This window comes from Streptomyces longispororuber (assembly GCF_024448165.1).
Lineage (GTDB): Bacteria > Actinomycetota > Actinomycetes > Streptomycetales > Streptomycetaceae > Streptomyces > Streptomyces longispororuber_A.
Map to the genome: position 1 here is coordinate 1 of NZ_JAMOLN010000276.1, position 11,153 is coordinate 11,153.

Genomic DNA, 11,153 nt, shown 5'->3' on the forward strand with positions numbered 1-11,153 from the left:
GACGAGGGCCGTCGCCACCATGGCCGCGAACACGGCCAGTTGACCCGTCTTGAGGTGCACGTCCCACGGAACCAGCGCCATGCCTGTGTCCTACCCGGGCGGCACGCGCCTCAACTCACCGGCCCGGCAGTGCCCTTCGGGCAGGCAGCACGCTCGCCGCGAGGGCCAGGGCGAGACAGCCCGCCACGGCCCCGACGACCGGCTGCCACGGTACGACCAGGGCCACGGGAACGCCCAGGGTGCAGCTCAGACCGGCCCTGATGCCGAGCAGCGACGGCAGCGCCGCGCAGCACCCGAGCAGGGTTCCGAGGGCGACGACGACGGCGGTCTCGGCGGCGACCGCGCCGAGGATCTGCCGCGGCGAGGCACCGGCACGCCGGTGCGGCGGGCGTCGGGCCACGGGGCGCTGTCCGTGCTCGGCGCCGGGTGGATCGATCTCGGTGTCGGCGGCACCGTGGTCGACCCGGAGGTCGTGCGCCAGCTGCTCGCCCGGCGCCGGGACCCGCTGGGCCGGCTGACGCCCCGCGAGCGCGAGGTGCCGGCGCTCATGGCGGAGGGCCGGTCGAACGCGGCGGTGGCCCGCGCCCTGGTCGGCACCGAGGCCGCGGTGGCCACGCACATGGCGAACATCCTGCTGAAACTGGACCTGCCGCCCGCCCCGGACGACCATCGGCGGGTCCGCGCGGTGCTCGCCCATCTCCGCGGCTGACCGCACGCCCACCGCCCGGCTCAGCCTCCGTGGTCGTACACGGTCACCGGTATCCCGCGGGCCACGACCCGCTCGGCGATGAGCGGCTCCACCCGCGGCCACTTCCCGCCGGCGAGCCCGCAGCCGATGCGCGGCATGTGCACGGAGGCGCCCAGTTCGGCGGCTTTCGCCGCCACCGCCGTGAGGCCCTCGGCGATCGCCTCGTACCGGACGGGCACGCCCTTGCTGCCCGTCCGGATGCCGCGCTGGCCGACCAGGTTCGCCACCCACAGGTACGACTCGACCTGGACGAACTGGACGGCGCCGAGTCGGAAGTCGTTCGTGGCGCGCTCCCGGTGCCAGCGGCGGTAGGCCTTCTCCGGCTCGGGCCAGCGGCGCGACAGGGCGAGCACGAAGCCCTTGCCCCAGCCCCCGATGTCGTTGCAGACGTGGACGACGAGGCGCGGCCCCTTGCCCGACGGAACGGTGGCGTCACCCCGGACATACGTGATCTCCGACATGACGCCACCGTAGGGGCCGCCACTGACAACGGCCCCGTGGCGGAGGGCGAGGCACTACCGGCCGTCGGCCACCTTCGTCAGTTCCTCCGTGGCCTGGCGCTCCACCCTGCGGCGGACGCCGAACCAGCCGAGGACGAGCATCGCCGCGACGAGCGGGATCAGGTACAGCGTCTTGCGGCCGACGTCGGGGTCCTTCCACATCAGGGCGAGGACGGCGAGGAGGAAGGCGATCGTGACGTACTCGGTGACGCCGCTGCCGGGGAGCTTGAAGTCCGGGCGCCGGACGAGGCCCTCCTTCGCCCGCCTGACGAACGCCAGGTGGCAGATCATGATGATGATCCAGGTGCTGATGATGCCGAGGGACGCCACGTTCAGGACGATCTCGAAGGCCTGGCTCGGGACGAGGCTGTTGAGCACGACGCCCAGGACGCCGACGCCCGCGGTGAGCAGGATGCCGCCGTAGGGGACCTGGCTGCGGTTCATCCGCGCGGTGAACCTGGGCGCGGAGCCCGCCATCGCCATGGAGCGCAGGATGCGGCCCGTGGAGTAGAGGCCGGAGTTGAGCGACGACATGGCCGCCGTGAGGACCACCAGGTTCATCACGTCACCGGCCGCCGGGACGCCGATCTTGGAGAGGACCGTCACGAAGGGGCTCTCGTCGGCGGAGTACACCGCGCCGGGCAGCAGCAGGGCGAGCAGGACGACCGAGCCGACGTAGAAGAGGCCCACGCGCCACATGATGGAGTTCACGGCGCGCGGCACGACCTTGTGCGGCTCGGCGGTCTCGCCGGCGGCGACGCCGACCAGCTCCAGGGACGCGTACGCGAAGACGACGCCCTGCATCACGATGACGACCGGCATCATGCCGTGCGGCAGGAAGCCGCCGTTGTCCGTGATGACGCTCAGGCCGGGGGTCTGGCCGCCGACGTCGTGCTGGGTCACCAGCAGGAAGATGCCGATGAACATGAAGGCCACCAGCGCGGCGACCTTGATGATCGCGAACCAGAACTCCATCTCGCCGAAGATCTTCACCGAGATCATGTTGATGACGAGGACCACCGCGAGGGCGATCAGCGCGAGCACCCACTGCGGGATGCTCGTGAAGAAGCTCCAGTAGTGCGTGTAGAGCGCGATGGCGGTGATGTCGGCGATGCCGGTCGTCGACCAGTTGAGGAAGTACATCCAGCCGGCGACGTAGGCGCCCTTCTCACCGAGGAACTCCCGCGCGTACGACACGAACGAGCCGGACGACGGGCGGTAGAGCACCATCTCGCCGAGGGCCCGTACGACGAAGAAGGCGAAGATTCCGCAGACGAGGTACGCGACGGCGAGCGCGGGGCCCGCCGAGTGGAGGCGGCCGCCGGCGCCCAGGAAGAGTCCGGTGCCGATCGCGCCACCGATCGCGATCATGTTGACGTGGCGGGCCTTGAGGTCCTTGCTGTAACCGGCGTCGCCCGCGTCGGCGGGCGCCTGGGACGCATCCGTGCGGGATGCGTCCGGAGCCGTGTTGACGGCGTCCTTGCTCACGTGGGGGTGTCCACTCTGTGGTGCCCGGCGACGTGGGGGTCACCGGGGTCCGGATGTGCAGTGGCCCGCGACACCCCTGACAGCGCGCGGACCGACGGTGCACCTTCCCCCAGAGATCACCGGACACGCGGTGGCGGAGATCACATAGCGGCGCTTCTCACATGGCGGGATACCCCCGGAAACCTCTGTACAGGCCACGGAGTTAGGCGTATAGGGAGTCGAGCTCCGCCGCGTACCGTTCCCTGACCACGCGGCGGCGCAGTTTCAGCGAGGGGGTCAACTCCCCGGTCTCCGGGCCCCATTCGCCGGTCAGGACCCGGTAGCGCTTGATCTGTTCGGTGCGGTTGAGGCGGGCGTTGGCGCTCTCGACGGCGCGCGCCATCTCTTCCCGGACGGCGGGGTGGTCGGCGAGCGCGCCGTCCCCAGCGGTGTCGATGCCGTGCGCGCGGGCCCAGGCAGGCGCGGTGTCCGGGTCGAGGACGAGCAGGGCCACCAGGTAGGAGCGGCCGTCTCCGTGGGCGAAGGCCTGGCCGACGAGGGGGTGCTCCTTGAGGGCGTTCTCGACGAGGGCGGGCGAGACGTTCTTGCCCGTCGACGTGACGATCATTTCCTTCTTGCGGTCGGTGAGCCAGAGGTAGCCGTCCTCGTCGAGCCGCCCGATGTCGCCGGTCGCGAACCAGCCGTCCGCGTCGCAGGCCGGGTCCACTCCCCCGTCGGCCCGCAGATAGCCGTCGAAGACGGTGGCGCCGCGCACGAGGATCTCGCCGTCGGCCGCGACCTTGACCTCGACCCCGGTCAGCGGGCGGCCGACCGAGCCGAGCCGGAACGCCCCCGGATGGTTCGTCGTGGCGACCCCGGTGGTCTCCGTGAGCCCCCACGCGTCCATGATCGCGATGCCGAATCCGGCCCAGAACCGTACGACGTCGAGCGGCATGGGAGCGGACGCGCTCGCGGTCCACACCAGCCGCTCGAAGCCGGCGAGGGCCAGGATCGGGTCGAGGACCTCCTGCTTCGCCCTCGTGTACGCCGCTTCAAGGTCGGGGTCCGGCCGCTCGCCGCGCTCCTGGCGGGTCACCCGTGCGCGGGCCACCTCCGCGGCGTCCTCGACGGCTCTGCGCTGCTCGTCGGGCAGCCCGGACAGGGCGGCGCGCAGGGCGGCGGCCAGCTTCTCCCACACGCGCGGGACGCCGAAGAACTGCGCGGGGTGCAGTTCCCGCGCGCTCGCCGCGACCACCCCGGGGTCGGCGCAGAGGTGGACGTGCGAGGCGCGGAACACCGACAGGTAGATGCCGAGCATGCGCTCGGCGATGTGGGCGAAGGGGAGGTAGCAGATGTGCTCGACGTGGTCGGGCAGGTCGACGACGGCGTCCAGGGCGACGGCGTTGAGCAGGACGTTGCGGTGCGTGATGCGCACGCCCTTGGGGTCGCCGGTGGTGCCCGAGGTGTAGACGACCGTCAGGGGGTCGTCGGCCGACGTCTCCCGCCAGGTCTTCTCGAAGGCGTCCGGGTCGAAGAGGCGGGCGCCCGAGGCGTGCAGGGAGCCGTAGGTGCGGTGCGGGCCGGCCGCTGCCGCGTCGACGACGACCAGCCGGTCGAGCGGCACGTCCGGGTCCGCCGTCAGGGGTTCCCAGAGGGCGACCTCGCGGGCGCCCTCGACGACGGCGAAGCGGGCCCTGCTGTGCCGGGCGATGTGGGCGATCTGCTCGGGGGCGGCCGTGCCGTACACGGTGACGGGGACGGCCCCGAGGTGGGTGAGGGCGAGGTCGGTGAGCCAGTGCTCGGGCCGGTTGCCCAGCATCATCAGGACGTGCTCGCCGCGCCGGACGCCGAGCGCCGCGTACCCGGCGGCGAGGACACCGACCGTGCGGCGCACCTCGCGCCAGGTGCGGGTGGTCCACGGGCCGTCCGCCCCGGTCCGCCAGGACAGCGCGGGCAGGTCCGGATGGTCCTCGGCATTGCGCAGCAGCAGTGCGGGGAGGGTGAGCTCGGCGGGCTCGCCGGGGAGTCGCAGGATCGTGGTCATGACCGCCTCCTGTCGCCGTGGGCTGCGCCGGAGACTTTCACAGCATCGGTGTGTCAGCAATACTGTTGAACCCGATTGGTACGAGGACGCGAGCGACCGGCGAGGCGGAGATGACGACGTACACCGAGGACGCCGGGGCGGCGTCGGCCCCCGCGCTGACCGTCGACGAGCTGGCGGCCCGCGCGGGCGTCACCGTCCGCACCATCCGCTTCTACAGCACGCGGGGGCTGCTGCCGCCGCCGGTCATCGGGCCGCGCCGGGTCGGTCACTACGGGCAGGAGCACCTGGCGCGCCTCGCGCTGATCGAGGAGCTGCAGCACCAGGGCATGACCCTGGCGGCGATCGAGCGGTACCTGGAGCAGCTCCCGGCGGGCCTGGGCGCGCACGAACTGGCCATCCACCGTGCCGTGGTGGCGAGCTGGGCCCCCGACACGGTCGAGCGGCTCACCCTGCGGGAGCTGGAGCAGCGGGCCGGGCGGCCCCTCGCCGACGGGGACGTGGCGCGGCTGGCGGCGATGGACGTCGTCGCCCGGGACGGCGACGTGTACCGCTGCGACGTGGGGTTGCTGCGGCTCGGCGTCCAACTCCTCGACGTCCCCATGTCGTTGGAGTCGATCCTCGCGGCGCGCGGGGTGCTGGTCGAGCATTCCCGGGCCGCCGCGCAGGAGCTGGCCCGGCTGTTCCAGGGAGAGGTGTCGCAGCGGGCGACGCGGGAGGTGAAGTCGCTGTCCGCGCACATGCATCCGCTGGTGGTGCAGGCGCTGCTCACTTCCTTCCAGCGGTCGTTGAAGGAGGCGCTCAGCGACTGGCTGCCGGGGCCCGACGGTTCCTGAGCGGCCGCGGCCGGTGGCCGGAGCGGGCTACTGGCCCACCCGGCCGTCCACGCACTCGCGCAGCAGGTCCGCGTGGCCGCAGTGCCGGGCGTACTCCTCGACGCGGTGCACGAGCAGTTCACGGACCGCGATGCCCTCCTTGCCGAGGCGCTCGCCGAGATCGGGGTGGGCGTCCAGCGCGGCGTCCGTCCCGGCCTGTTCGCGCGCCAGGTCGGCGTACGCGGCGTCGACCACGGCCTGGTCGGCGACGGCCCCGTCGAAGTCGCCGTCCCGGCGGCCGTACAGCTTCGGCAGCGGTTCGGCGTCGTCGATCCAGTTGCGGTAGTCCCGCTCCACCTCGGCGAGGTGCCGGAGGAGGCCGAGCAGCGACATCGTCGACGGCGGGACCGAGCGGCGGGCCAGCTGCTCCGCGTCCAGGCCGTCGCACTTCATGCGCAGCGTCAGGCGGTAGTCCCGCAGGACCTCCCGCAATGTGGGGAGTTCACCGTCGGGGCCGGGGCCCTCGTTGTTGCGGGGATCGTCGGAGGGATCCGCCCACATGTCGGGGTAGACGGTCGCCTGGGTCCAGCGCGCGGGTCGGTCGGTCATGGACCCATCGTGACGGCCGGGCCCCGGTGCCGCCACCGAGTTGTGGCGGCACCGGGGCCCGGAACCGGGTCAGCGGGCGTCGGTGAACGTCTCGCCCTTCTCCGCCTTCTCGACGAGGAGCGCGGGCGGCAGGAACCGGTCGCCGTAGCGCTCGGCCAGCTCGCGGGCGCGGGCGACGAATCCGGGCAGGCCGCCCTCGTAGCCGTTGACGTACTGGAGGACGCCGCCGGTCCAGCCGGGGAACCCGATCCCGAAGATGGAGCCGATGTTGGCGTCGGCCACGGACGTCAGGACGCCCTCCTCCAGGAGCCGGACCGTGTCGAGGGCCTCGGAGAAGAGCATGCGCTCCTGCATGTCCCGGAAGGGGATCTCCGTGCCGGGCTTGGTGAAGTGCTCGCGCAGGCCCGGCCAGAGCCCGGCACGCCTGCCGTCCTCGCCGTACTCGTAGAAGCCCGCGCCGCCGCTGCGGCCGGGGCGCCCGAACTCGTCGACCATGCGGTCGATGACGCCCTCGGCCGGGTGCGCCGTCCAGGTGCCGCCCGCCTCGACGATCGCGGCCTTCGTCTCGTTGCGGATCTTGCGGGGCAGCGTCAGGGTCAGCTCGTCCATCAGGGAGAGGACCTTCGCCGGGTAGCCGGCCTGGCCCGCGGCCTGCTCGACCGACGCGGGCTCGACGCCCTCGCCGACCATGGCGACGCCCTCGTTGATGAAGTGCCCGATGACGCGGGAGGTGAAGAAGCCGCGCGAGTCGTTGACGACGATCGGCGTCTTGTTGATCTGGCGGACCAGGTCGAAGGCGCGGGCCAGCGCCTCGTCACCGGTGCGCTCGCCCTTGATGATCTCGACGAGCGGCATCTTGTCGACCGGCGAGAAGAAGTGCAGTCCGATGAAGTCGGCCTGCCGCTCGACGCCTTCGGCGAGGACGGTGATGGGCAGGGTCGAGGTGTTGGAGCAGAGCAGCGCGTCCGCGTCGACGACGTGCTGGATCTCCTGGAACACCTTGTGCTTGAGCGACGGGTCCTCGAAGACGGCCTCGATGACGGCGTCGCAGCCCGCGACGTCCTGCGGGTCGGCGGTGGCCGTGATGCGGGCGAGCAGCGCGTCCGCCTTCTCCTGGGTGGTGCGGCCGCGCTTCACCGCCTTCTCGCACAGCTTCTCCGAGTAGGCCCGGCCCTTGGCCGCGGCCTCGGCGGAGACGTCCTTGAGGACGACGTCGATGCCCGCGCGGGCGCAGGAGTAGGCGATGCCGGCGCCCATCATGCCGGCGCCGAGGACGGCTACCCTGCGGACCTTGCGGGGCTCGATCCCCTGCGGGCGGTTGGCGCCGGAGTTGACGGCCTGGAGGTCGAAGAAGAACGCCTGGATCATGTTCTTCGCGGTCTGGCCGGTGACCAGCTCGGTGAAGTAGCGGGCCTCGATGGTCAGCGCGGTCTCGAAGTCGACCTGGGAGCCCTCGACGGCGGCCGCGAGGATGTTGCGCGGGGCCGGGTAGGGGGCGCCGTTCAGCTGCTTCTTCAGGTTGGCCGGGAAGGCGGGCAGGTTCGCCGCGAACTTCGGGTTGGCCGGGGTACCGCCCGGGATCCGGTAGCCGGGCTTGTCCCAGGGCTGCTGCGACTCGGGGTTGGCGTCGATGAAGGCCTTCGCCTTCTCGATCATCTCCTCGCGGGTGGCGGCCACTTCGTGCACCAGGCCGTTCTCCAGGGCGCGCTTCGGGGCGTACTGGGTGCCCTGGAGCAGCACCTTGAGGAGCGCGTCGGCGATGCCCATGAGGCGGACGGTGCGGGTGACGCCGCCGCCGGCCGGGAGCAGGCCGAGCGTGACCTCGGGGAGGCCGATCTTGGAGCCGGGGGCGTCCAGGGCGATCCGGTGGTGGCTGGCGAGGGCGATCTCGTAGCCGCCGCCGAGCGCGGCGCCGTTGATGGCGGCGACGACGGGCTTGCCGAGGGTCTCGATGCGGCGCAGCGAGTTCTTGATGCCGATGCCGGTCTCGAAGACGGCCTGCGCGTCCTCGGGGCCCGCCTTCATCATGTCCTTGAGATCGCCGCCCGCGAAGAAGGTCTTCTTGGCGGAGGTGTAGATGATGCCCCGGATCGAGTCGCGCTCGGCCTCGGCGCGGTCGGCGATCGCGGCGATGGAGTCCTTGAACGCCTGGTTCATGGTGTTCGCGGACTGGTTGGGGTCGTCCAGGACGAGGGTGACGATGCCGGTGTCGTCCTGTTCCCAGCGGATGGTCGTGCTCTGCGTCATGGTGCGGTCTCCGTGAAGTCTGTGGTGGTTGAGGTCGGGCGGCTTCTGAGGAGGGTGGCTGTGTCGCGTGGCCGGGTGCAGGTGCGTCGTGGTTGCTCGCCCAGTTCCCCGCGCCCCTGAAGCGAGCTCCGCTCGCTCAGGGGAAGGCTGCGCGCAGCGCATGCCTTAGAGGCGCGGGGAACTGCGCGAGAAGCCCCACCGGGCGGCACCCGGCGACGAACCAGCGGCCCTACGGCGCTACACCCGCTCCACGATCGTGGCGATGCCCATGCCTCCGCCGACGCACAGCGTGGCCAGCCCGTACCGGAGGTCCCTGCGCTCGAGTTCGTCGACGAGCGTGCCCAGGATCATCGCCCCGGTCGCGCCCAGCGGGTGACCGAGGGCGATCGCGCCGCCGTTGACGTTGACCTTGTCCAGGGAGAGGCCCATGTCCTTGACGAAGCGGAGCACGACCGCCGCGAACGCCTCGTTGATCTCGACGAGGTCGATGTCGTCGATGGTCAGGCCCGCCTTGGCGAGGGCCTTGCGGGTGGCGGGCGCGGGCCCGGTGAGCATGATGGTCGGCTCGGAGCCGGAGACGGCCACGGAGACGATGCGGGCGCGCGGCGTGAGGTCGTAGCGCTCGCCGACCTCGCGGGAGCCGATGGCGACGAGCGAGGCGCCGTCGACGATGCCCGACGAGTTGCCCGCGTGGTGCACGTGGTCGATCTTCTCGACCCAGTGGTACTTCTGCAGGGCGACCGCGTCGAAGCCGCCGAGGTCGCCGATGTCCTTGAAGGACGGCTTCAGCTTGGCGAGGGAGTCCGCGGTGGTGCCCGGCCGCAGGAACTCGTCGTGGTCCAGGACGGTCAGGCCGCTGCGGTCCTTGACGGGGACGACGGACCGCTCGAACCGGCCGTCCTTCACCGCGGCGGCGGCCCGCTCCTGGGACAGCGCCGCGTACTCGTCGACGTCGCGCCGCGAGAAGCCCTCGATGGTGGCGATGAGGTCGGCGCCGATGCCCTGCGGCACGAAGCCGGTGTCGAAGTTGGTCATCGGGTCGGCGAACCAGGCACCGCCGTCGGAGGCCATCGGCACCCGCGACATCGACTCGACGCCACCGGCGAGGACGAGGTCCTCCCAGCCCGACCGGACCTTCATCGCGGCCAGGTTGACGGCTTCCAGACCCGAGGCGCAGAAGCGGTTCTCCTGGACGCCGGCCACGGTGTCGGGCAGGCCCGCGGCGATGGCGGCGATGCGGGCGATGTCGGAGCCCTGGTCGCCGACCGGGCCGACGACGCCGAGCACGATGTCGTCGATGGCGGCCGGGTCGAGGCCGGGGAAGCGGGCCCGGATCTCGTGGATCAGGCCGACGACGAGGTCGATCGGCTTGGTGCCGTGCAGGGAGCCGGTGGCCTTGCCCCGGCCGCGCGGGGTGCGGATCGCGTCGTAGACGTACGCGTCTGTGGTCACGGAAGTGCCTTTCAAAGCAGCGGAACAGGGGTGAGGGTCAGCCGAGCAGCGAACGTCCGATGATCTCCTTCATGATCTCGGTCGTGCCGCCGTAGATGGTCTGGATGCGTCCGTCGGTGAAGGCCTTCGCGACGCGGTACTCCGTCATGTAGCCGTATCCGCCGTGCAGTTGGAGGCAGCGGTCGGCGACCCGCTTCTGCAGTTCGGTGGCCCACCACTTGGCCATCGAGGCGTGCACGGCGTCGAGGGTCCCGGCGGAGTGGTCCTCGATGCAGCGGTCCAGGAACGTCCTGGTGACGGCGCACTCGGTGGCCATCTCGGCGATCTCGAACCGGATGTGCTGCAGCTTGGCGAGCGGCCGCCCGAAGGCCTCGCGCTCCTTCACGTAGGTCGTGGTGATCTCCAGCAGGTGCTCGGCGGCGGCGATGGCGGCGACGGCGATACCCATGCGCTCCTGCGCGAGGTTCGTCATCAGGTGGATGAACGCGCCGTCGAGCTCGCCGAGCAGATTCTCCTTCGGGACGCGCACGTCGTGGAAGAACAATTCGGCCGTGTCCTGCGCCTTCTGGCCTATCTTGTCGAGGTTGCGGCCGCGCTCGAAGCCCTCCATGCCGCGCTCGACGACCAGCAGGGACAGGCCGCGGGCGCCGCCCTCCGCGGTGGTCTTGGCGACCACGACGACGAGGTCGGCGAGGATGCCGTTCGAGATGAACGTCTTGGACCCGTTGAGCAGCCAGTGGTCGCCCTTGTCCTCGGCCGAGGTGCGGATGCCCTGGAGGTCGGATCCGGCGCCGGGCTCGGTCATGGCGATCGCGGTGATCAGGGAGCCGTCGCAGAAGCCGGGCAGCCAGCGCCGCTTCTGCTCGTCGGTGGCCAGGGAGGTGAGGTACGGGCCGATGATGTCGTTGTGCAGGCCGATCGCGAGTCCCGCCGCGCCGGCGCGGGTGAACTCCTCGGCGAGGACGGCGCTGTAGCGGAAGTCGGTGTCGCCGCCGCCTCCGTACTCCTCGGGAACGGCGAGCCCGAGCAGGCCCTGGCGTCCGGCGGCGAGCCACGCCTCGCGCGCGACGATGCCGTCCTGCTCCCACTGGTCGTAGTGCGGGGTCACCTCCTTGGCGAGGAAGGTGCGGACGGTCTCGCGGAACGCCTCGTGCTCGGCGCTGTACAGACGTCGCTCCATGCGCGCGATCAACTGCCTTTCGTGGTGGGCTCGTTCAGTTCCGGTACGGCCCAGTCGCGGGCCACGTCGGCGGTGTCGGCGCCGGGCTGTGCGG

Annotated in this window: 9 protein-coding genes and 1 pseudogene; 2 read left to right on the forward strand and 8 right to left on the reverse strand. The window is 71.5% G+C overall.

What is annotated here, in order from left to right; genetic code table 11:
* Window positions 1-115 precede the first annotated feature (115 nt).
* Window positions 116-400: an FtsX-like permease family protein gene (locus M4J07_RS43255; RefSeq protein ID WP_255981935.1), complete on the reverse strand. Its 285-nt coding sequence runs from the start codon at window positions 398-400 to the stop codon at window positions 116-118.
* A 42-nt stretch (window positions 401-442) separates the two neighbouring features.
* Between M4J07_RS43255 and M4J07_RS43260 the strand changes: the two are divergent.
* Window positions 443-709: pseudogene (locus tag M4J07_RS43260) on the forward strand (response regulator transcription factor); the annotation flags it as partial.
* Window positions 710-729: 20 nt separating this feature from the next.
* Here M4J07_RS43260 and M4J07_RS43265 read toward each other — a convergent pair.
* The 3 genes from M4J07_RS43265 to M4J07_RS43275 all read right to left on the reverse strand — a co-directional run bounded on the left by M4J07_RS43265 (window position 730) and on the right by M4J07_RS43275 (window position 4,759).
* Window positions 730-1,209, reverse strand: a complete 480-nt coding sequence (locus tag M4J07_RS43265) for a macro domain-containing protein (RefSeq protein ID WP_255981937.1) — start codon at window positions 1,207-1,209, stop codon at window positions 730-732.
* Window positions 1,210-1,263: 54 nt separating this feature from the next.
* Window positions 1,264-2,736, reverse strand: a complete 1,473-nt coding sequence (locus tag M4J07_RS43270; protein ID WP_255981939.1) for an amino acid permease — start codon at window positions 2,734-2,736, stop codon at window positions 1,264-1,266.
* A 202-nt stretch (window positions 2,737-2,938) separates the two neighbouring features.
* A complete protein-coding gene (locus M4J07_RS43275; RefSeq protein WP_255981941.1) occupies window positions 2,939-4,759 on the reverse strand; it encodes an AMP-dependent synthetase/ligase in 1,821 nt (606 codons plus the stop codon).
* A 110-nt stretch (window positions 4,760-4,869) separates the two neighbouring features.
* On the opposite strand from M4J07_RS43275, the gene M4J07_RS43280 reads away from it, so the two are divergent.
* Window positions 4,870-5,592, forward strand: coding sequence for a MerR family transcriptional regulator (locus tag M4J07_RS43280; RefSeq protein ID WP_255981943.1), 723 nt, complete (start codon window positions 4,870-4,872; stop codon window positions 5,590-5,592).
* A 27-nt stretch (window positions 5,593-5,619) separates the two neighbouring features.
* On the opposite strand, the gene M4J07_RS43285 is transcribed toward M4J07_RS43280, so the two are convergent.
* The 4 genes from M4J07_RS43285 to M4J07_RS43300 form a co-directional block, all read right to left on the reverse strand.
* Window positions 5,620-6,180 (reverse strand): DinB family protein, encoded by a 561-nt coding sequence (locus M4J07_RS43285; RefSeq protein WP_255981945.1) that lies wholly within the window; start codon window positions 6,178-6,180, stop codon window positions 5,620-5,622.
* A 69-nt stretch (window positions 6,181-6,249) separates the two neighbouring features.
* Entirely contained in the window at window positions 6,250-8,427 is a 2,178-nt protein-coding gene (locus M4J07_RS43290) for a 3-hydroxyacyl-CoA dehydrogenase NAD-binding domain-containing protein (protein ID WP_255981947.1), read from the reverse strand.
* 237 nt (window positions 8,428-8,664) lie between these two features.
* Window positions 8,665-9,879, reverse strand: a complete 1,215-nt coding sequence (locus M4J07_RS43295) for an acetyl-CoA C-acetyltransferase (RefSeq protein ID WP_255981950.1) — start codon at window positions 9,877-9,879, stop codon at window positions 8,665-8,667.
* Between the two features lie 37 nt (window positions 9,880-9,916).
* On the reverse strand, window positions 9,917-11,059 hold the full coding sequence (locus M4J07_RS43300) for an acyl-CoA dehydrogenase family protein (protein ID WP_255981952.1): 1,143 nt from the start codon (window positions 11,057-11,059) through the stop codon (window positions 9,917-9,919).
* Between the last annotated feature and the right edge of the window lie 94 nt (window positions 11,060-11,153).